The 19,979-nt window shown below is 43.7% G+C and carries 22 protein-coding genes; 9 read left to right on the forward strand and 13 right to left on the reverse strand.

The window, feature by feature from the left end; all coding sequences use genetic code 11:
* Window positions 1-1,833: a glutamine--fructose-6-phosphate transaminase (isomerizing) gene (gene glmS / locus OS173_RS05950; protein ID WP_267183357.1), complete on the forward strand. Its 1,833-nt coding sequence runs from the start codon at window positions 1-3 to the stop codon at window positions 1,831-1,833.
* 307 nt (window positions 1,834-2,140) lie between these two features.
* On the opposite strand, the gene OS173_RS05955 is transcribed toward glmS, so the two are convergent.
* The 6 genes from OS173_RS05955 to OS173_RS05980 all read right to left on the reverse strand — a co-directional run bounded on the left by OS173_RS05955 (window position 2,141) and on the right by OS173_RS05980 (window position 6,481).
* A complete protein-coding gene (locus OS173_RS05955) occupies window positions 2,141-2,533 on the reverse strand; it encodes a DoxX-like family protein (RefSeq protein ID WP_267183358.1) in 393 nt (130 codons plus the stop codon).
* Window positions 2,534-2,769: 236 nt separating this feature from the next.
* Window positions 2,770-3,198 carry a thiol-disulfide oxidoreductase DCC family protein gene (locus OS173_RS05960; RefSeq protein ID WP_267183359.1) on the reverse strand — a complete coding sequence of 143 codons (429 nt, stop codon included), beginning with the start codon at window positions 3,196-3,198 and terminating at the stop codon, window positions 2,770-2,772.
* A 235-nt stretch (window positions 3,199-3,433) separates the two neighbouring features.
* Window positions 3,434-4,042: a nitroreductase family protein gene (locus OS173_RS05965; RefSeq protein WP_267183360.1), complete on the reverse strand. Its 609-nt coding sequence runs from the start codon at window positions 4,040-4,042 to the stop codon at window positions 3,434-3,436.
* A gap of 312 nt (window positions 4,043-4,354) precedes the next feature.
* Window positions 4,355-5,296 carry a pirin family protein gene (locus OS173_RS05970; protein WP_267183361.1) on the reverse strand — a complete coding sequence of 314 codons (942 nt, stop codon included), beginning with the start codon at window positions 5,294-5,296 and terminating at the stop codon, window positions 4,355-4,357.
* Between the two features lie 61 nt (window positions 5,297-5,357).
* Complete coding sequence (locus tag OS173_RS05975) at window positions 5,358-6,071, reverse strand: pirin family protein (RefSeq protein ID WP_267183362.1); 714 nt, start codon at window positions 6,069-6,071, stop codon at window positions 5,358-5,360.
* 14 nt (window positions 6,072-6,085) lie between these two features.
* Window positions 6,086-6,481 (reverse strand): DoxX family protein, encoded by a 396-nt coding sequence (locus OS173_RS05980; protein WP_267183363.1) that lies wholly within the window; start codon window positions 6,479-6,481, stop codon window positions 6,086-6,088.
* A 117-nt stretch (window positions 6,482-6,598) separates the two neighbouring features.
* Between OS173_RS05980 and OS173_RS05985 the strand changes: the two genes are divergently transcribed.
* The 7 genes from OS173_RS05985 to mpl all read left to right on the forward strand — a co-directional run bounded on the left by OS173_RS05985 (window position 6,599) and on the right by mpl (window position 12,339).
* Window positions 6,599-7,507 carry a LysR family transcriptional regulator gene (locus tag OS173_RS05985; protein ID WP_267183364.1) on the forward strand — a complete coding sequence of 303 codons (909 nt, stop codon included), beginning with the start codon at window positions 6,599-6,601 and terminating at the stop codon, window positions 7,505-7,507.
* A 96-nt stretch (window positions 7,508-7,603) separates the two neighbouring features.
* A complete protein-coding gene (locus OS173_RS05990) occupies window positions 7,604-8,134 on the forward strand; it encodes a cytochrome b (protein ID WP_267183365.1) in 531 nt (176 codons plus the stop codon).
* A gap of 43 nt (window positions 8,135-8,177) precedes the next feature.
* Window positions 8,178-8,972 carry a patatin-like phospholipase family protein gene (locus OS173_RS05995; RefSeq protein ID WP_267183366.1) on the forward strand — a complete coding sequence of 265 codons (795 nt, stop codon included), beginning with the start codon at window positions 8,178-8,180 and terminating at the stop codon, window positions 8,970-8,972.
* Window positions 8,973-9,090: 118 nt separating this feature from the next.
* Window positions 9,091-9,294 carry a CsbD family protein gene (locus OS173_RS06000; RefSeq protein WP_267183464.1) on the forward strand — a complete coding sequence of 68 codons (204 nt, stop codon included), beginning with the start codon at window positions 9,091-9,093 and terminating at the stop codon, window positions 9,292-9,294.
* Window positions 9,295-9,427: 133 nt separating this feature from the next.
* Window positions 9,428-9,799, forward strand: coding sequence for a DUF4398 domain-containing protein (locus OS173_RS06005; protein WP_267183367.1), 372 nt, complete (start codon window positions 9,428-9,430; stop codon window positions 9,797-9,799).
* Window positions 9,796-10,842 (forward strand): OmpA family protein, encoded by a 1,047-nt coding sequence (locus OS173_RS06010; RefSeq protein WP_267183368.1) that lies wholly within the window; start codon window positions 9,796-9,798, stop codon window positions 10,840-10,842. Before OS173_RS06005 ends, OS173_RS06010 begins: the two co-directional genes overlap by 4 nt.
* A 117-nt stretch (window positions 10,843-10,959) precedes the next feature.
* Window positions 10,960-12,339, forward strand: a complete 1,380-nt coding sequence (mpl, locus tag OS173_RS06015) for a UDP-N-acetylmuramate:L-alanyl-gamma-D-glutamyl-meso-diaminopimelate ligase (RefSeq protein ID WP_267183369.1) — start codon at window positions 10,960-10,962, stop codon at window positions 12,337-12,339.
* 45 nt (window positions 12,340-12,384) lie between these two features.
* Here mpl and ppa read toward each other — a convergent pair whose 3' ends face one another.
* From ppa to OS173_RS06030, 3 genes are all read right to left on the reverse strand, one after another.
* Entirely contained in the window at window positions 12,385-12,933 is a 549-nt protein-coding gene (gene ppa, locus OS173_RS06020; RefSeq protein WP_267183370.1) for an inorganic diphosphatase, read from the reverse strand.
* Window positions 12,934-13,016: 83 nt separating this feature from the next.
* Window positions 13,017-14,543: a YifB family Mg chelatase-like AAA ATPase gene (locus tag OS173_RS06025; protein WP_267183371.1), complete on the reverse strand. Its 1,527-nt coding sequence runs from the start codon at window positions 14,541-14,543 to the stop codon at window positions 13,017-13,019.
* 107 nt (window positions 14,544-14,650) lie between these two features.
* Window positions 14,651-15,958 (reverse strand): hypothetical protein, encoded by a 1,308-nt coding sequence (locus tag OS173_RS06030; RefSeq protein ID WP_267183372.1) that lies wholly within the window; start codon window positions 15,956-15,958, stop codon window positions 14,651-14,653.
* Between the two features lie 122 nt (window positions 15,959-16,080).
* Between OS173_RS06030 and OS173_RS06035 the strand changes: the two genes are divergently transcribed.
* Window positions 16,081-16,866: a winged helix-turn-helix domain-containing protein gene (locus OS173_RS06035; protein ID WP_267183373.1), complete on the forward strand. Its 786-nt coding sequence runs from the start codon at window positions 16,081-16,083 to the stop codon at window positions 16,864-16,866.
* Between the two features lie 75 nt (window positions 16,867-16,941).
* Here the strand turns inward: OS173_RS06035 and OS173_RS06040 are convergent, their stop codons facing one another.
* The 4 genes from OS173_RS06040 to tpx form a co-directional block, all read right to left on the reverse strand.
* Window positions 16,942-18,015 (reverse strand): AOC03_06830 family ribosome hibernation factor, encoded by a 1,074-nt coding sequence (locus OS173_RS06040; protein WP_267183374.1) that lies wholly within the window; start codon window positions 18,013-18,015, stop codon window positions 16,942-16,944.
* Between the two features lie 170 nt (window positions 18,016-18,185).
* Window positions 18,186-18,740: a superoxide dismutase family protein gene (locus OS173_RS06045; protein WP_267183375.1), complete on the reverse strand. Its 555-nt coding sequence runs from the start codon at window positions 18,738-18,740 to the stop codon at window positions 18,186-18,188.
* A gap of 42 nt (window positions 18,741-18,782) precedes the next feature.
* Entirely contained in the window at window positions 18,783-19,277 is a 495-nt protein-coding gene (locus OS173_RS06050; protein WP_267183376.1) for a hypothetical protein, read from the reverse strand.
* Between the two features lie 181 nt (window positions 19,278-19,458).
* On the reverse strand, window positions 19,459-19,962 hold the full coding sequence (tpx, locus tag OS173_RS06055) for a thiol peroxidase (protein ID WP_267183377.1): 504 nt from the start codon (window positions 19,960-19,962) through the stop codon (window positions 19,459-19,461).
* Between the last annotated feature and the right edge of the window lie 17 nt (window positions 19,963-19,979).

The raw sequence follows: 19,979 nt of genomic DNA on the forward strand, positions 1-19,979 counted from the left end.
ATGTGTGGAATTGTTGCAGTGAGTGCCAAAAGGCCGATTGTTGATGTTATTATGAATGGCCTGAAAACCCTGGAATACCGGGGCTATGATTCTGCCGGCATCGCAGTCATTACCGATTCGGGCATCGCCATTCGCAAACAAGCCGGTAAACTCAAGCATTTAGAAGCCGATCTGGAAGCCAATCCGATTAATGGTGAGGTTGGTATTGGTCACACCCGATGGGCCACCCATGGCGAGCCCACGTCAGCCAACGCCCATCCCCATGACTCAGACAATGCCATTGCCGTGGTGCATAACGGTATTATTGAAAATTATCGCCCGTTACGGGAAAAATTAACCGCGGCCGGCTATCAGTTTAAGTCTGAAACAGACACCGAAACATTGGTGCATCTGATTCATTATTATCAGGCGCAAGACATGAGTTTTTCTGCCGCCAGTCATAAAGCCTTGCGCGAATTAGAAGGCGCCTACGCGGTGGCCATTGTATGTATGTCGGATCCCGGCCGTGTGATTGCAGCCCGCAAAGGCAGTCCGCTGGTGGTGGGTGTTGGTGAGCAGGCCAATTATGTGGCCAGTGATGTCCAGGCTTTGGTCAGTCAAACCGATCAGTTTTATTATCTGGAAGAAGGCGACGTGGTGGAAATTACCGCCGAAAGCTGTGACATCTATGATGAGTCTGGTCAGGCAGTGGAACGGGCATTAAAAACCGTGACCTTGTCTTCAGAGGCCTTAACCAAAGACGGCTACGCCCATTACATGCTAAAAGAAATACATGAACAACCCATCGCGGTGGCCAACACCATTGCCGATCGCTTGTTTAATGATGCCATTGCGGATGGCTTTGTTTCTCAACAAGGCGAGGCGATACTGGCAAAAACCCAACAGATTCATATTGTTGCCTGCGGTACCTCGTATCATGCCGGTATGGTGGCGCGTTATTGGCTGGAAGCCATTACCCAAATCCCAACGCAAGTCGAGATTGCCAGCGAATACCGTTATCGCAAACCGGTGATTCCGGCGAACACCTTGTTTTTGACCATTTCGCAATCCGGTGAAACCGCGGATTCTTTGGCGGCGTTGCGGTTTGCTAAAAAAGCCGGTTATCTGGCCACCTTTGCGGTGTGCAATGTCGCCAATTCGACTCTGGACCGGGAAAGTGATGAATGTATTTTAACCCATGCCGGTCCGGAAATTGGGGTGGCCTCAACCAAAGCCCTGACCACACAATTGGCCGTGATGGCTTTGTTAACCTTAAAATTGGCAGAACTTCGCGATGTGGATATCAAAGTACGCAAGAACTTAGCCAAGCAATTACGCACCCTGCCGGGCATTATTAACCAATCGTTATTGCTCAATGATCAGATTAAGGTGTTTGCTGAACAAATTGTACAACGCGATCATGCCCTGTTTTTAGGCCGGGGCGTGCATTATCCAATCGCTTTAGAAGGGGCGTTAAAACTGAAAGAGATATCCTATATTCATGCCGAAGGTTATCCCGCCGGTGAGCTTAAACACGGTCCCCTGGCGTTGGTGGATGATAAAATGCCGGTGATTGCAGTGTGTCCTAATGATGAGTTGTTAGAAAAGCTGGAATCCAACATTGAAGAAGTCCGCGCCCGCGGTGGTGAACTGTATGTCTTTGTCGATCACAAAAGCCAACACGGTTTAAAAGACCGGGTTCAATACCTGATTGAACTGGAAGCCAGCGGCTCTTTCACCTCACCGATTGTCTTTAATGTACCCTTACAGTTGCTCAGCTATCATGTCGCCGTACTACGCGGCACCGACGTCGATCAACCGCGCAATTTAGCCAAATCTGTAACTGTTGAGTAATAATTCTAATGCCGCTCCGAAACTTGACTGTTTGAAACTCATATAGCTTCAAACGTTTGATTTTAAGAGACAATTATGCTGGATTGGAAATTTTGACTCGGTCCAGGTTTAAAGCATTATAGACACCGAAAGCCTTGTCGGCGCAGGCCGACATCCAACGTCTTTCGGTATGATGTTGCTTATACTCCATGCTTTATACCTAAGATTGTTGCTTTAAATTTTACTAATGAGGATGGTGGAACAAGATTAAAGTGGAGAGCCAAAATAAATTTTTATGATGATGCTTAGTAGCTTCAGTTGTTGTAATCTATTTTCGCTGAGAAATCGCCACAATCCAACATAGTGCCAAAGAGACCATATTGATACTCACCGGATTGAAAGCATCAACCAACAGCTCAGGCTTGATAACTGCAACATCGATTAATAACACCAGTAATAAAATGGCAGCCATATAAACAGGTATTAAAGAGCGACGCACAAATATAAGTAAGCCGGCCAGGATAATTTCTAAAACACCACCGACTCTGGATATCACGATGGCATCAATCGGCAAGCCATGAAGTTGTACCAACATCAATTCCACTTCGCTTGGGAAAAGTAACTTAGGGACCAAGCCGTGATAAAAAAACACAAAAGCCAAAGCGCTGCGTGCCACTAAATTAACCGTCTTTAATCGTTTTGTGTAAGGTTCTTTCTGCATCTTAACCCGAATATTTCATACAATCGGTACAAAACAGGCATATTTTTTTATGTGTCATGCAGTTATGAGAATAGCAATAAATATCAGATTGTACCTGAATGGCTTTATGAAAAAAATGGCTTCATATCTCGCATAAAATCGCCTACAACATATGAGTGACTATGCTTGATGCGATATTTATACGATCTATTTTGCCATTTTATCCCTAAATTCCATTCTTGCATGAAATATTCGGGTTAAAGAAACCGACTGTTGTGATCAGCCGTTGGCAACAAACATTCGCTGTACTTGCCAAATAAGCGATAGCGATTCAAGGCAATTCGGTCGTAAAACCAATCACGAATAAAGCGCGGAACGATATAACACACCTGTAGCAATTTAATTGGATAAGGCAGTTTTTGTATCACTTTTAAAAAAGCGGTACTTTTTTCGTAAGCCTGATGGTTTTCAATATATAACATGGTATCAAAATGATCTGCCGGCAAACCAAAGTGCTGAAGAATCGCCTGACCCTGGACTGACTGAACCGTGGCTAACTTAAAAATATGCTTGCGGTCATGTTTGATAATAAATCGACTCCAACCATGACACAGTTTACACACCCCATCAAACAGAATGACGTGTTCTTTTTCACTGATATAAGGCACGGTTGTTGTCGATTTCATTTTGATATAACTTGACTGATAACTAATGCAAAACCCTCTGTTATTACATCATATCCCCAAACTGCCAACAAGCTGAGATTAAATTTTAAGGTACTTTCAGAAATTTAGTGTGGTAAATTCAACGCTAATACCACTTCTTAAATTGAATTTATCGATGCGTTATCAGTCAATTGAATGACATCATTTCAAACGCGATAAAAGCAGAGAGCCGGTGGGTTCTCTGCTTATGCTGTATTTAACCATGCACTTTTAAGCGTTTTTCAATCGGTTCGAATGATTTATCGCCGGCGGGTTGCTCGATGCCGCCGAAGACCATTTGCGCAATCAGATGCCAGTCTTTATCGACGTTCCAGGTTTTTGCCACCTGGTCATCGATGACCGGGTTATAGTGCTGCAAGTTGGCGCCAATATTCAAGGCGGCTAACTTCGTCCAGATGACATATTGGTGCATGCCGCTGGTGTGGTGTGACCAGTCGGGGAATTTATCGGCATACAGGGCAAAGTTTTCTTGTAAGCCTTTCACCACGCTGTGGTCTTCAAAGAATAGAATGCTGCCGGCACCGGCTTTAAAACCCTCAATTTTTTGTTGAGTGGGTTTGAATTTCTCATCATCATTGACGATACCGCGCAAGGTGTCTTCGGTGATTTGCCACAGTTTTTCATGGTCATCACCAAACAAAACGATGATACGCGTTGATTGTGAATTAAAAGCAGATGGTGTGTGTAACAGCGTATGTTCAACCAGGTTAACAATTTCTTCCTTAGCCACAGGTAACTGCTTGCTTAAGGCATAAATTGATCGCCGGGTTTCGGCCAGTTGTTGTAAGTGTTGTAATTTTGACAATGTCATTCTCCTAAATAGTAATGTCTGTTAATTAAAATATCTGTGGTGCATTGGAATGATAAATAATTCTTAAGGTTGTTTTCACATAATCCAAATAAGCCATGTCATTCCGACTAAGCGTAGCGCATGGAGGAATCTCCCCAATTTTATCGCAAATCTCCATCATCAGGAGATATCTCCACTCACGGCCTACGGCATTCCAATTAAGCTTCTTGTGCTTCACACAAACTGCTTAATTTACATTGCCTGGCCTTCGCTCGGTCGATATGACAATACTTGTTGGGTTCTGTCCTAAATGCACCACGGGTGCTGCTATTCTTTAAATCCTTGTGGTAGCGGTGGTGCGCTCAGTCTTTTCAGGTCAGAATCAACATCGCCAAAGCGCGCATGTCCCGCATTCCAGTCACTGATGGATTGTTCGATATCGGCCTTATTATCGTCAACGAAATTCCACCACAGCAGCACTTTTTGCTTCAGTGGCTCGCCGCCAATAAACATTAATCGGGTGCCTTTTTCAGCGCTGATTGTGATGCCTTCTGGATCGCTGATATCGCTTTCATCAAAACGCAGTAATTCGTTTTGATTCAATTGTTGTCCGTCATATTTAAAAGCACCTTCCACCACCAAAAGGCCATATTCAAAGCCGGACTCAAGGTTTAATGTGAGCTTGTCGTCTTGTAAAAAATGGACATCAATACCCACCAGCTTTGAATACTGTAGCGTCGGTGCGGTATGGCTTTCACCGGCTGCAGTCGTATAGCTGCCTGTGGTTAAGTACAGTTCAACATTTTTTTCTGTCCAATTGGGCACTTTAGGGTAATGATGAAAGCTGCGTTCGATCTTTTGGTCCTTAGGCAGCGCAATCCAGAGCTGCACCAAATTGATATTACGTTCAGCATCGGCAGAACCGCCGGTATCGGCAAACACACTTTGTTCAGTGTGACTGATGCCTTGTTCTAATCCGGTGCCGGCGGTCATTAAGTTAACCTGGTTTTTGGTGATCACTTGTTCGTTACCCAAACTGTCTTTGTGCAACACTTCACCGGATATCATCCAGGAGAAGGTTTGCAAGTTAGTGTGCGGGTGTCTGCCCACCTGCATGCCCGGGTCTTGATCATCAAAATTAGCCGGGCCGGCATGGTCTAAAAAGCACCAGGCGCCAATCGGTTGTTTACCTAAATTGGGTAATAACCGGGCGATGGGAATACCGCCGACATCAGCCATTCGTGGCTTTAGGGTTTTAATTGTCATCATTAACCTCTCTTAAATTTAAAATTGCTTAATTGTAGCTACTTGGTTCTGGCTCAACCTTTGCTTACAAATGCATGGGCACTTCCATCAGTAACACACGGGCATCTTTAGCCACGTTCATGGTGATTTCTTCGGTGTCTTGAATACCTAAACCATCACGGGTATTCAGGGTTTGGCCATTAATATCGACCTGGCCTTTGATAACAAACACATAAACGCCGTTATTCGCATCATTTAGCTGATAGGTTTTGCTGACGCCTTGATCAAAATCACCCAAACTAAACCAGGCGTTTTGATGAATCCATACACCGGCATCATCCGGATTGGGTGACAGCACCTGATTAAATTCATTGGGCTGCATCATATCAGCCAGACGTAATTGTTGGTAGCGCGGTTTAACGCTCATTTTATTGGGGATCAACCAGATTTGTAAAAATTTCACCGCTTCTTTGGCATCGCCATTCATCTCACTGTGGGTAATACCGGTGCCGGCTGACATCACCTGGATTTCACCGGCTTCGATAATGCCCTGGTTGCCCATATCATCACCATGACGGAGCTTTCCGGATAATGGGATACTGATAATTTCCATATCACGGTGTGGGTGCTTGCCAAAGCCCTGACCACCGATGACAAAATCATCGTTGATGACGCGCAGGGCACCAAAGCCCATGCGCTCAGGGTTGTAATAATTGGCAAAGCTAAATGTGTGTTTACTCTTCAGCCAACCGTGATCGGCATGACCACGGGAATCGGCTGCATGATAAATGGTTTTCATAGGAACTCCTGTTATTATTGACTGATTTTAGTCTGACGGTTATCCAGTGAGTAAGCACCGGCACCGTGCGCCACAATCAGCAAAAATCCACCGGCGATGGCGATGTTTTTCATAAACATGTTCAGTTGTGTTTGATCGCCAAAATCAGCATGAAATAAAATCGCCGAAACGACGCTGAAACCGGCCATTAAAAAAGCCACAAAACGTGCTTTAAAGCCAACCACGATGGCGATCCCGCCAAGCACTTCAAGGATAATAACCAGTGGCAACATAACCCCGGGCACGCCCATGGCGTCCATATATCCCTGGGTTCCTGCATAATTGGTTATTTTACCCAATCCCGACATAATAAAAATTGCAGCTAAAAAGATGCGGCCAATTGGTGCACTCAAATCTTGTAATTTGTTCATGGTTTCCTCCAAATAGTTAATTGATGACGCCATTATAGTTGTTGACCGGAGAAGGATAAACGGCAATAATTACAAAATACAGTTCTTTTATTCGGAACAATCACTGGAGTTAATAACATGGGACAATTAGAAGATATGGCGATGTTTGTGCGCATTGTGGATGCCGGCAGTATCACCAAAGCAGCGGAACAACTCAATACCGCCAAATCAGCAGTCAGTCGGCGTCTAAAAGAGTTAGAAACCCGCCTGGGCAGTCAGTTAATCAGCCGCACCACGCGCCAATCCAATCTCACCGAAGCAGGCGAGCTGTATTATCAACGTGCCAACAGTATTATCAATAAAGTGGATGCCTTAAATGAGCACATTAGTGGCTCACCGACCCACATTGGCGGAACACTCAAAATGACCGCGCCTTTGTCCTTTGGTTTATTGCATTTAAGTGAAGCGATTCATGAGTTTGCCGGCGAACACCCTGATTTGAATTTTGAGCTGGATTTTTCAGATCGGCATGTTGATCTGGTTGAGGAAGGCTATGAGCTGGCCATTCGAATCCGCGAATTACAGGATTCCAGTTACCAAGCCAGGCGATTGGCGCTGATTCGTTTTGTGTTGTGCGCCAGCCCTGCGTATTTAAGCCAAAAGGGCACACCTGAGAAACCGGAGGATTTAAAGGATCATGCATTTTTGCAATATGGCCTTAATAAAGAAAGTCAGCTTCATTTAACGGATGCACAAGGGCAAAAGCACAAAATCGCAATCAACGCGAAAATAAAAGCCACCAATGGTGATTTTTTGGTCAACATGGCAGCAAAAGACCATGGGTTGGTTTATATTCCAACCTTTATCGCCCACCAAAAGTTAGCCAGTGGCGAATTGCAGTGTGTGCTTCAGGATTATCAATTACCCACCTTAAATGCCTATGCCATCTATCCAAAAAATCGTTTTTTATCGCAACGCTGTCGGCATTTAATTGATTTTCTGGCGAAACGTTTTGGTGATGAGCCTTACTGGGACCAAGCTTTATAGCTTAGAAAATTTAATCAAAAGATGACATCAAGATATGCTATATTATTCAAATCTTAAAGGCTCTCATCATAAATAATATATCTCTGGAGACAATGAATGGCATTAAAAGACAGCACTGAAGGTTACGGAATAGTGAGTAAGGTATTGCATTGGGGGATGGCCCTTTTAATACTGTGGCAATTTTTAAGCGCGGCATCCCGTTATTTTTTTGAAGACACGGCCATTGAAGCCTTTTTTTGGCCAACCCACAAGACCTTAGGTGTGATACTGCTGGTACTCATGTTCCTCCGTTTGGTGTGGGCATTAATTAACCGATCCAACCGACCGCCTTCGGTCAGTCTATTATCTAAAACAGGGCATTGGGTCATGTACCTTTTGGTGATTGTTATTCCGATTCTGGCCTTGTTAAGACAATACGGATCCGGGCGTACCTTTGATGTCTTGGGTTTGCCAATATTTGAAGGATTTGAAGGTGAGAAAATTCAGTGGATGCTCGATTTAGGCAGTGATTTCCATGGTGAACTTGGTTGGATATTGTTGGCATTAATCGCAGGACACACCATCATGACCTATGTACACCAGAAAGCCACACCGAAAAAAGATGTGCTCGCACGGATGTGGAAATAATGGCTATAGCAAAATATAAATTGTTAACGCAAAGGAGATCACAATGCCCTTAAAAGCACCCGTAGGTTTGGTTTTATCCGGTGGCGGCTACTTAGGAGTGGCCCATATCGGTGCCATCAAGGCCTTAGAAGAAATGGACATTCACCCAACCACTGTCTCCGGTACCAGCGCCGGTGCGTTGGTGGCCTCTTTATACGCGGCAGGCTACTCCTGGCAGGAAATGCTGGATTTTTTTGATAATTTGGATTTGTTTTCCTTTTCATTTAATAAATTCACTTTACTTAAACCGGGTCTAATTGATACCGATAAATTCCATGATGAGTTTAAAAAATATTTTCCGGAGGATAACTTTTCGGCCCTGAAAAAAAGGTTGTTCATCGTTGCCACCAACATGATTACCGGTCAGGCACGGATTTTTTATGAAGGGCCGTTGATTAAACCCTTACTGGCCTCCGGGGCCTTCCCGGGCATTATGACACCGGTTGAAATCGATGGTGTTCTCTACAGCGACGGTGGTATTACCAATAACTTCCCCACCGAACCATTATCCATTTATTGTGAACAGTCTGTCGGTGTTTTTGTAAGTCCTTTGGAATCGGCCGATTACGACAGCTTAAAATCAACCATGGCGGTCACGCAACGTGCTTTCACAATTTTAAGAGCCCAAGCATCCATCAGAAAATTCTCAGATTGTGATGTCATTATCGCGCCCACAGCCCTACGCAAGTATAGCTTTCTGAAAAAAGACTCGTCTCAGGAAATTTTTGATTTAGGCTATCAAGAAACGCTTAAAAAACTCAAAAATCTGGATAAAGACAAAAACCCCAAAGCTGTCTGAATAATCATTGAGTGTCCCCACAAGTTATTGTTTTAGCATTCTTTTAACATTCGCTTTACGCTTTATTTATCTGTTTATCGTTACAATAAAGATGTTTTAAACAATGGAGAAAATAATGATGAATTGGGATATTATTGAAGGTAAATGGAATCAGTTTAAAGGTGAGGCTCAATCACAATGGGGCAAACTCACCGATGACGATTTAGATGTGATTGCCGGAAAACAACAAAAATTAGTTGGCCGTTTACAGGAACGTTACGGTTATAATAAAGACAGAGCAGAGAAAGCCGTTGAAGAGTGGCAATCAAAAGTTAACAATTAGCAGTAAGTAGCGAAACATGGGTTTAATGTTCATGTTTCGACTTAACCCCCGTTCGATTTATGCATTAATAATGCAATTCACTCCCTACTGAAATCGGATGGGGTTTTTTTAATCATTCTCAAAGAGAGGAATTATGAAAACAAAAATATACACAATCAGTATTTTATTGTTGTTATTGGCAACACCCGTTATGGCGGATAGAAATTCAGCCAATAAAGCCATCAGTCAGGCTGAAGTGCTTATTGAATCTGCACAGCGTTCAGATGGAATGGCACATGCGGCCTATCTGATGAAGTCTGCCCGCGATAATTTGAATCAAGCCAAAGTTGATTTGGATAAGCGTAATTGGACTAAAACTGAAATTGCAGCTAAAAAATCACAACGTGACGCTGAAGTGGCGGCAGCTAAAGCGGACGCCATGAAAGCAGAGAAAGCGTACACAGATTTGCGTAAATCCGTGGATTTGTTACGAAACGAACTACAACGTAAACGGAGCGGACAATGAAACAATCATTAAATCAAATTTTGAAATTTTCTTTGATGCTGTCATTGGTGGCATTACTGGCCTCTTGTGCCTCAACACCTGAGCCTGATCCACGTGTGGCGGCTTTGAAAAATCAATTAAATGACCTCATGGCTAATCCCGAACTGGCCTCTCGCGGTGGTGAAGAATTAAACCGCGCTCAAGATGCTTTAAAAACAGTGCAAAACCGTCCTAAAAAAATGGATGATGAAGCCTATGAGTATGCCATTTATGCCACTGACCGCCTGATTGAGCTGGCTAAGTACAGTGCTGAAGGACGTTATTATAACGATCAACGCAGAGATCTCGCAGAAGAGCAAAGCCGATTGGTGTTAGAGTCACGCACCTTAGAAGCTGATTTAGCACAACAACGCGCAGAGCGCGCAAAAAGTAGTGCCATGATGGCGGAACAGCAACGCGCTCAAGCCTTGGCAGAAGCCCAAGAAGCCCAACAAATGCGTGATGCGGCGATTCAAGCCAAAGCCGAAGCCGATCGCTTGAAAAAAGAAGCCCAGGCAGCGGCACAATCAGCCATGAGTGAAGCAGAACAAGCTAAATTACGGGCAGAAGCGGCACAAGCTGAAGCCGCTGCTGCTAAAGCTGCCATGAATAGTTTGCAAAATCAACTGTCTGAATTACAAGCCAAACAAACTGAACGTGGCTTAGTCATTACTTTAGGTGATGTGTTGTTTGAGTTTAATAAATCAGATCTTAAGCCGGGTTCCGCGCGTAACTTAGAACCCTTGGTGAAAGCACTTAAAGATAATCCGAATCAACAGGTGATTGTTGAAGGTCACACCGATAATGTGGGTTCAAGAGCCGTTAATCAAAAATTATCAGAAGAACGTGCAAAATCAGTCAAATCTTACCTGGTCAACCAAGGTCTTAATGGTGATCGTATTCAAACGAAAGGTTTAGGTTTTGATTTTCCGGTGGCCAGCAATGATGATGCCAGTGGTCGTCAGCGAAATCGTCGTGTAGAAATCATTCTACCGGATATTGAGCCGGAAGATATTGAAGAATAATAAGTCAATTAAAGAACTAAAAACTAAACCGGCTGTTGAGACAACAGCCGGTTTTTTTGTGGGTAAACCACTTGCCTTGGCTTTCTGTTAAAATGCTCACTTTTGTGCCGTAATTCTATGAAAATACATATCTTGGGTATAGGTGGAACCTTTATGGGCGGCTTGGCAGCCATCGCTCGACAGTTAGGACATGAGGTTTCCGGTAGCGATGAAAAAATGTATCCGCCCATGAGCACGCAGTTGGATAAACTGGGAATACCTGTACATGAAGGCTATGAAATGACGGCATTGCAAAATAACCCTGACTTGGTGCTGGTTGGCAATGTCATGAGTCGTGGCATGGAACCCATTGAGTTTCTACTAAATAGCGAACTTCGTTATTTGTCAGGACCACAATGGTTGGGTGAAGAGATTCTGCGTCATAAAAAAGTGTACTCGGTGTCCGGTACCCACGGTAAAACCACAACAGCATCCATGTTGGCGTGGATATTAACCGATCAAGGCATTGATCCCGGATTTTTAATCGGCGGTGTCAGCCCGCATTTTGAGACTTCGGCAAAGCTCACTGACAGTGCGCATTTTGTTATTGAGGCCGATGAATATGACAGTGCTTTTTTTGATAAGCGGGCCAAGTTTGTGCACTATCACAGTGATGTCTTGATTTTAAATAATCTTGAATACGATCACGCGGATATTTACCCTGACTTAACCGCTATCCAAAAACAATTTCATCATCTGGTTAGAACCGTGCCCGGTAACGGCGAAATCATCGTTAATGCAGACGATCCACATCTTAAGACGGTTTTGGATATGGGGTGCTGGACCGAACTGGTGAGTTTTGGTACCGGCCCACATGCCGACTTTTGGGTGATGCCTTTGGGTGATAACCCAAGCCATTTTAGTATTCAAAACAGCACCGATCAATTGGCAGAAGTACGTTGGGATGTGTCCGGCAAACACAACCAATTAAACGCCCTGGCTGCTATTTTGGCTGCCACGCAGGCCGGGGTTTCCATATCATCAGCGGCTGATTCTTTGTGTCGTTATGAAAATGTCAAAAGACGCATGGAACTGGTGGGTGAAGCCAATGGTGTTCGTGTCTTTGATGATTTTGCGCACCACCCCACCGCCATTGAAACCACGTTGCTGGGACGCCGCCCACATGTAGAAGGGCGTTTGATTGCTGTGGTTGAGCCACGCAGTAACTCCATGCGAGCAGGCGTTCATGCCCGTCAATTACCCAAATCTGTGCAAGCAGCTGATCATGCCTTTATGATGGTTTATCCCGATATGCAATGGGATGAATTGGTGTTGGAAAAACTCAAGCAAAAAGCCACGATTATTGATTCGGTGGAGCTCTTAATTAAGCAAGTCAGCGCTTTGGTTGAGCCGGGTGATGAGGTGATATGTATGAGCAATGGTGGTTTTGAAAATGCACCGCGTCGCCTCGCTGAGGCCATTAAACAACAACCTACGGCACAATCTCAGAACCTCTGATCATAAAAACCGCCCAATGCTAAATTGGGCGGTTTCATGAATTATTTAGAAATTAGGTTTATCTTTAAGGTTATTGAAGTTTTCAACGGCATCAAGAATTTCTTGCTTAGCTTCTTCTACGCCACCCCAACCCTCAATTTTCACCCATTTGCCTCTTTCCAGGTCTTTATAATGTTCAAAGAAATGAGCAATGGTGTCTAAGGTTACTTCATTGATGTCGCGCACATCAGCCACGTGGCGGTATAACCCGCTAATTTTTGAAGTAGGGACCGCAATAATTTTGGCGTCATCACCACTTTCGTCAGTCATTTTTAAGACACCCACAGGTCGACAACGAATAACGGAGCCGGGTAATAAAGGTAATGGCATCACCACCATTACATCAACCGGATCGCCATCGCCGCATAAGGTATGTGGTACAAAACCATAATTACATGGGTAATGCATGGCGGTGTTGAGTACCCGATCAACAGTTAACATGCCGGAGTCTTTATCAACTTCATATTTAATGGCATCACTGTTTCGTGGGATTTCAATCACAACGTTGATGTCATGTGGCACATCGGAGCCAACTGGTAGATCTTTTAAGGTCATTGTGTATTCCTGAGACTGAAAGGCGCGTATTATAACGGTTTGCAGCATGAAAGCCAGTGACAATCTATAAAATAAAGCCCATCTTATAAATCTGCGCGATCAAAGCCGCGATAAGCGACCGCTTCAGATAAGTGACTTTGATTCACTTCATCACATTGTTTTAAGTCAGCAATGGTGCGACTGACTTTGATAATGCGATGATAAGCACGTGCCGATAAGCGTAAGCGTTCCACCACATGCTCCAGAAAATCCAATAATGGTGCAGATAAAGGAATCAATTCCTGAATTTGTCGACCTTGCAATTGCGCATTGGTCAGGCCTCCATTGCGTGTCAACTGTCGTGTTCGGGCTTTCATCACCAAGGATCGTGCTTGTTGCGAGGTTAAACCTGAATTGTTGGTGTCTCGCAACACCTTATGCGGCACACGCGGCACCTCAACCTGTAAATCGATGCGATCCAATAAAGGTCCGGAGATTTTAGTGCGGTAATGTTGAATTTGACCAATACTACATTGACAAGGCCTTTCTTCATCCCCTAAATAGCCACAAGGGCAAGGATTTAAACTGGCCAATAATTGAAAACGTGCAGGAAACTCGGCGCTTCTGGCGGCCCTCGAAATGATAATTTTCCCCGATTCCAATGGCTCCCGTAAAACTTCCAAAACATGCCGAGAAAACTCCGGCAGTTCATCCAAAAATAATACGCCATTTTGAGCCATGGAAATTTCACCGGGCATCGGTTGCGAACCACCACCGACCAAGGCTGCGGCCGAAGCGGTGTGATGAGGAGACCGAAAAGGTGGCTGCCCCCAACAGTCGGGATCAAAGCCGCTGTTGCTGATGGAAGCCACCTTGGCGGTTTCCAGGCTTTGGGCTTCGGTTAAGGTCGGTAAAATGCCGGGTAAGCGGCTGGCCAACATGGTTTTACCGGTGCCGGGTGGGCCGTAAAACAATAAATTATGACCACCGGCAGCGGCGATAATCAGTGCCCGTTTGGCTTGTTCCTGACCTTTGACTTCGCTTAAATCCTGACTGAGACGGCGCTGATTTTGTTTAACATTTGTCGTTTCTGTCGGCCGGGCCAGGGGTAACTCTTGCTCAGCGGCTAACCATTCACACACCTGTAATAAAGATTCTGCACTGAAGCACTCACAGGATTCCACCAAAGCCGCTTCACCGGCATTACTGGCCGGAACCACCAAGCGCCGGCCCGCTTCGGACACTGCGCTGACCACCGGTAAAATACCGCGAATGCCACGTAATTCACCGCCCAGTGCCAATTCACCGACAAACTCTGTGCGACGCAAACGGTCTGGATTTAATTGTTCAGACGCCACCAAAACGCCTATAGCAATGGGTAAATCATAGCGCCCGCCGCCTTTGGGAATATCTGCCGGTGATAAATTTACGGTAATACGATGGGCCGGAAAATCAAAACCACTGTTCATAATCGCCGCCCGTACCCGATCCTTGGATTCCTTGACCGCCGTTTCCGGCATCCCAACAATCGACAAACTCGGTAATCCCGGCGAAATATGCACCTCAACCCGAACCTGTGGTGCCGCCACCCCAAATTCAGCCCTTGATAACACCACCGCTAATTTCTTCATACCCACAATTGTTTTATGGAAAACCCCAGTCTAATCAATAAAAGTCAAAAAATCTGTCGCAATTATCGATTCACTTTGTAAGAAATTATCGATTGGGGTGTGGGTTTTTATAATGAAATCTCACACACCGAAGTTTTGTCTAAACACGCAAAGCCGATGGTTTGGGCTTCGGCATCATAATCAAAAGACTTTTCCGTATAAGGGTTTTTGTGGTTTGAGTTTTTAATCAATGTGGCAATATTTTGGTCGTTGTTTAAGGCCAGTTCGATGCGCAGCTTTAATAAAACCAGCATGGCGTTTAGATCATGCATACGGGCAAAATAATCGTGATACATTGGGGGGCCAAAATAAGTATTTAAAAATAGTTTTCCAGTGGGGTTATAAAGGCTTACAGCGGACTTTAAATTGGGTTTTTCTGGCCAAGTATTTGATAATAGAGAATCGTAAATTTTTTTACTGTCTAAATCGTCTATGCTATTCAAAGGTTTTATATTTGCTATGTAATGTAAATTCAGTGTGGCTTGAGGTTGATAAAGCAGTTTACCTATCAAATCTTGATTTTCATTTTTATATGCATCAAGAAAACCCATTGAGCCCTTCATTTCAGATTGTAATGTTGGGTAAAGACCTTTTTCTTTTTGAGATAAACCTGTTATTTGATTGTTAAGTTCTATTAATTCACTATCGTTTAGGCCGCCAGAATGTATAGCATAAGCCAGAATCTGAATATCGTTATGAATGGCGGCATTAGAAATCATTTTGGTGATTAAAAGACTATTATTTTTTAGCATCATGCGCCAAAAATTCAAATCCTTAATAATTAAAGGAACAAAGTTTGTTTTGTTTTTAAGCCATTGAGTTAATAAAAACACCCTTTGTGTACGCAATGGTGTGCTTAATGGTGGTAATACGGTGTCAAATTCCATTTGGGTGGCTTCAGAAAAATGTGAATAGTCTATGAGTTGCTCATATCGATTAACAAGTGTTTGTGTGGCTTTATTAAGTGTATGCTGTTTATTTAAGTTACTCAGGTATTTAATAACACAGTTTTTTTCTTTACGCGTATTGCAGCGAGAAATGTCAGTTAACTGAGAGTCATCAACTTCAAGCGATTTAAGGGACTCTTGATCATGAGTGGTGAGAAAATCTTGACCATTTGTTGAGATATTTTGATTTAATCGCTCTCGAATTTTTTTAGTGGCTGATTGATAGGGTTCATCCGGATAATAACTCATGGCGATTAAAGCCGGATAGGCATTATCGGCTTGATAGGGTTTGGCTTGGAGGTCTTTAATCGCCTGTACCTCGGGCAGAAGTTCTTCATCAAATACTGACAGGTTGACAATAACAGCGACCACAAACAGCACGGCCATCATGCCGATTAAGATAAGCAGGGCTTTGAAAAGTTTTTTCATGGTTGTTCCTTGTTTGTAAGACTTTTTATTATGGTTTGTGGTTATATTAACCGCCTGAGTAAAGTCTGAGCAATGTCTGAGAGCATGTTAAATGAATAAAATAAAATGCTAAACTGAGCGTTATGAATAAACCAGTTCAGTACCTATCTGCCGATTTATTGATTTGCTCGAATTCAGGCGAAGTCCGTCAGGGCAAGCAAAATATTCGTCTGAGTCCTGTGAATATGCGGGTCTTGGTGGTGCTGATCAAACAAGCCGGTGAAACAGTGACACGACAGCACTTATTTGAGCAAGTCTGGCCGAATCAGGTGATTAGTGATGATGCCTTGACCCGAGCCATTGCCGATTTACGTGCGCAGTTAAAGCCACTGTCGTCTGAAACCACATTAATTAAAACCCGGCCGAAAGTCGGTTACAGCTGGCAACCACCGGTAAAACAGATTTCAGCAGAAAAGACTTTAGATGAAAGTACGGCAAAGAAAAAAATAGGCCAGGTGTTATTACGTTACGGCGGGCTTTTTGTTTTGGCGGTGGCTTTGCTTTATGGCTTTTTAAGTTGGCAACTTAAATCAGAACCGGTGGCTCTGGTGGTTTTGCCGACGGAGATGACGACAACGCATGTGGCCGTTGATGCGCTTTTAAAACAAGCGCTATTGGCAACGAAGGGATTGAATTATTTATCAGAGCACGCCTTTAAAAAGCATCAGGGCAATCCGTATCCTTATTTCAGCCATGAGTTTGGTGTTCGCTGGTTTATTGAAAGTCGTGTCGAGAATAATGAGTTAACACTACAACTGGTCGATGCCCGCACCGCGCTGGTGATTTACAGTGAGCAGCATCGTGTTAATTCTGACGAAGAACTTAATGACAAAGCCACTGCATTTGTTGCTTTTGTGGCCGAATTATAAAAATCAAAATGAGACAAGAAAAGCCTGTTGCCATGCGATACATGGCAACAGACTTTGATGAGGTGTTTATTGGTTCTAATAACGGGTGATGGCAGCCAAACCGTTGAATTTTGTTAACTCACCTTTGGGCAAGAAAACCACATCGCCACCATAGGACAAATTGGCTTCAATCATCTCATCGTAAATGTCATCAATGATGTCGGTGTCACTGCGCTGCTCCTCAGATACATAGGTAATGCTGTTATCTTTGAGCACCGCCGGTTGGAATAAGTCTTGTTCGATAAACAGGGTTCTGACACGACCGGCATGAATGGCGCGCCAAATGTCATTACTGTCACTGAGAAAGCGATTGGCACTCACCGCCTTTTTGAGCTCTGCTTTGCGCTCATTATTACGCTCAATGGTGTAGTCCTTAACTATTTTCCAGGCTTCTGACACAATATTACCGGCTTTTTCACCAATGCGTTGGCTATTCAGGTGGGTATCGAAAATCCCACGTTTATCATCGGCGACATTTAAATAGCGGTGGTAATTTTCATGAACGCTACAAATTAACAGAGGCAAGGGGTGACTGTTTCTGACTTTTTGGAACTGCTTATCCACCCGATTGAAAAACTCATCAACCAGGTTTGTCTGGTGCGAATCGCTGTCATAATCGCCACTATAGCGCGCGTGAGATAAGGTGGTTTCCATGGGAAAGTCATCACCCAATTCGCGAACCACTTCACCATTCATGGCTTCAATTAAGCGGGCTTTTTCCTGACTTAAAACCAAGACATAGTAGCTGGTTTGTAAGTGCAAGGCCCTGATCAAATCACGGGTGGCAAAGTTATCATCAATCACCACGCGGTCTTCTACCGGAATCCGTAAACGCGTGAATTCAGCCATGTCTTCATTGACAAAAAGAATCAAACTATCCAAGTTATGGCTGTGATCAATTTTCTCAGCCAGGTGTTGCAACCGATCCATCAATTTTGTCCGGGTTTTTTTGTCAGTATCAGCGCTTAATCTTTGTTCAACTGTCTTGATATGATTTTTAAGGGCCACTTCATCCTTTAAATAATCAGGCCCGGTTCGATGGCTGTTCATAATGATGGTGATGCAATGATCAGCGGTGATGTTTTTTATTTTTTTTAATGTAAGATCCATATTTTCACCTATTCAAATGGGGTTAAAAAACTCTTTAATATTCAATAACTAATATAACATATTTACGTAATAATAGCCACCTGATTACATGTTAAAAAGACCAGTATTTAAAGATATTGATATTTAAAATATACCTTAATCCGCATCGACTAAAGCCACGCTTTATGGCTTTATTTTATGATTTCTCCACAGGCGACTCTGACCCCGGCATTGCCACTGGGTTGAGAGACAAAATCATCACTGCCTTGATGAACAATAACTGATTTGCCGAGAATGTTTTTGTTATTATCACCACAATCAATACACCATTCATTGGTTTGAAATGTGATTTGACCTGTGCCATCGGCATCGACTTCGAAATTGCCAATGTCACCTTTATGATAACCAGCTTTATCGCCCCATTGGCCATGCTGTTCGTTTGTCGGGTTCCAATGCCCGCCGGCCGATTTGGCATCACTGGCATTGCAATTTGCCTGTGCGTGGATATGAATGGCATGGGGGCCTTTATTTAATCCGGTGAAATGGGCTTGCATACTGACCAAGTTATTTTCTTCTTTAAAATTGACTTGTCCTTTTGCCGTACTGTCACTTTTTGCTTGCATGACGACTGAAATGTCTTTTGCAGATATATCATTGTTTTGATTGTTATTTTGACAAGCAGTCAGTGCTGCAAGTGAAGTAACCGCGATCACTAATTTTGAAGTTGTGCTTTTAAATTTTGTCATAACTCTCCTGTATTGATGATTGAGTAATTATTATAACATTAATCATTGAAACTGAGATGCATCCAATACCAGCTCATCCAACAGTGTCAGATATTCGTTTGATAGATACATATTTATTGTCAGTGTCATGGTGTCCACGTTTTTATCGACCGGCATCGGAGTTTTTATACTAAAACCCACTCTGGCATTCTCATGCTGAGCCATAAAACTTTGGGTTTCACGCAGAACGTCTTTAGCGGCTTCTGTCAAAGCCAGCTCATAAATGATACGGCTCTGTTTGTGATTTTCTGAAACCAAAGCTAAATCAATCGACTGCTCATACTTGTTGTCTTCAGTCGTCAGTTTAAAATCCATCATCACCCGCTTAAAATCCAACGCCACCGCATCATGACTGATCACCTGCATCTTCAGCTGATCCGGATTCAAAGCCACAAAATCTTGCAAATCAAAACCTCGTAGCTTAAACATCGTCGACCAAGGCACGTTGCTACAAGCCGTCAATAAAAGCAGCGTTAACAACACGTACGTTTTTTTCATATCAGCAGTTCCCTGTTTGGATTAAATATTATGACGGTTGGGCTGTTAGGAATTGATTAAATTAACCAAATCTTTTGGTAACCGTTAAATGACTTATTTGGACTGCAGGTGTAGAAGTGCTAACCAAAAAAAACGGAGCCTACTAAGGGCTCCGCTTTTTGGGTTTTATGAAATGTTTTTGCTACTTTTGCAGTGCTTGTAGGGCCGCCTCGTAATTGGGTTCGTTGGTGATTTCATCGACCACTTCGCGGTGGATGATGTTGTGGTTTTCATCAAGTACGAATACGGCTCGGGCGGTGAGACCGGCTAAAGGGCCGTCGCGCATTTCCAGGCCATAGTTTTGAGCCATACTGCGGTTTTTAAAATCTGATGCCGTGACCGCGTTTTTAATGCCTTCAGCGGCACAGAAGCGTTTATAGGCGAAAGGTAAGTCCATGGAAGTAAACACCACGGCCGTGTTGTCTAAATCGGCGGCTTTTTGATTAAAGGTTCTGAGTTGTTGTGCACAAACATCGGTATCGACACTGGGTGCCACATTGAGCACCACGCGCTGACCTTTAAAGTTTTCTAAACTGACTTCTGATAAATCGGCACCGGTGAGTTGAAAGTCCGGGGCTTTTTGGCCGACCTGGGGTTGTTCGGCGTTGAGATGAACGGGGTTGTTTTTAAATTTGACTTGACTCATGGTGTACTCCTGATTTG

The sequence above is a fragment of the Marinicella gelatinilytica genome (assembly GCF_026410405.1).
In the GTDB taxonomy this organism is placed as follows: domain Bacteria; phylum Pseudomonadota; class Gammaproteobacteria; order Xanthomonadales; family Marinicellaceae; genus Marinicella; species Marinicella gelatinilytica.

Coding starts and splice junctions, on each gene's coding strand:
- glmS (WP_267183357.1), top strand. CDS start 1: ATGTGTGGAATTGTTGCAGTGAGTGCCAAAAGGCCGATTGTTGATGTT.
- OS173_RS05955 (WP_267183358.1), bottom strand. CDS start 2,533: ATGCAGAAAGAACCTTACACAAAACGATTAAAGACGGTTAATTTAGTG.
- OS173_RS05960 (WP_267183359.1), bottom strand. CDS start 3,198: ATGAAATCGACAACAACCGTGCCTTATATCAGTGAAAAAGAACACGTC.
- OS173_RS05970 (WP_267183361.1), bottom strand. CDS start 5,296: ATGATGACAATTAAAACCCTAAAGCCACGAATGGCTGATGTCGGCGGT.
- OS173_RS05975 (WP_267183362.1), bottom strand. CDS start 6,071: ATGAAAACCATTTATCATGCAGCCGATTCCCGTGGTCATGCCGATCAC.
- OS173_RS05980 (WP_267183363.1), bottom strand. CDS start 6,481: ATGAACAAATTACAAGATTTGAGTGCACCAATTGGCCGCATCTTTTTA.
- OS173_RS05985 (WP_267183364.1), top strand. CDS start 6,599: ATGGGACAATTAGAAGATATGGCGATGTTTGTGCGCATTGTGGATGCC.
- OS173_RS05990 (WP_267183365.1), top strand. CDS start 7,604: ATGGCATTAAAAGACAGCACTGAAGGTTACGGAATAGTGAGTAAGGTA.
- OS173_RS05995 (WP_267183366.1), top strand. CDS start 8,178: ATGCCCTTAAAAGCACCCGTAGGTTTGGTTTTATCCGGTGGCGGCTAC.
- OS173_RS06000 (WP_267183464.1), top strand. CDS start 9,091: ATGAATTGGGATATTATTGAAGGTAAATGGAATCAGTTTAAAGGTGAG.
- OS173_RS06005 (WP_267183367.1), top strand. CDS start 9,428: ATGAAAACAAAAATATACACAATCAGTATTTTATTGTTGTTATTGGCA.
- OS173_RS06010 (WP_267183368.1), top strand. CDS start 9,796: ATGAAACAATCATTAAATCAAATTTTGAAATTTTCTTTGATGCTGTCA.
- mpl (WP_267183369.1), top strand. CDS start 10,960: ATGAAAATACATATCTTGGGTATAGGTGGAACCTTTATGGGCGGCTTG.
- ppa (WP_267183370.1), bottom strand. CDS start 12,933: ATGACCTTAAAAGATCTACCAGTTGGCTCCGATGTGCCACATGACATC.
- OS173_RS06025 (WP_267183371.1), bottom strand. CDS start 14,543: ATGAAGAAATTAGCGGTGGTGTTATCAAGGGCTGAATTTGGGGTGGCG.
- OS173_RS06030 (WP_267183372.1), bottom strand. CDS start 15,958: ATGAAAAAACTTTTCAAAGCCCTGCTTATCTTAATCGGCATGATGGCC.
- OS173_RS06035 (WP_267183373.1), top strand. CDS start 16,081: ATGAATAAACCAGTTCAGTACCTATCTGCCGATTTATTGATTTGCTCG.
- OS173_RS06040 (WP_267183374.1), bottom strand. CDS start 18,015: ATGGATCTTACATTAAAAAAAATAAAAAACATCACCGCTGATCATTGC.
- OS173_RS06045 (WP_267183375.1), bottom strand. CDS start 18,740: ATGACAAAATTTAAAAGCACAACTTCAAAATTAGTGATCGCGGTTACT.
- OS173_RS06050 (WP_267183376.1), bottom strand. CDS start 19,277: ATGAAAAAAACGTACGTGTTGTTAACGCTGCTTTTATTGACGGCTTGT.
- tpx (WP_267183377.1), bottom strand. CDS start 19,962: ATGAGTCAAGTCAAATTTAAAAACAACCCCGTTCATCTCAACGCCGAA.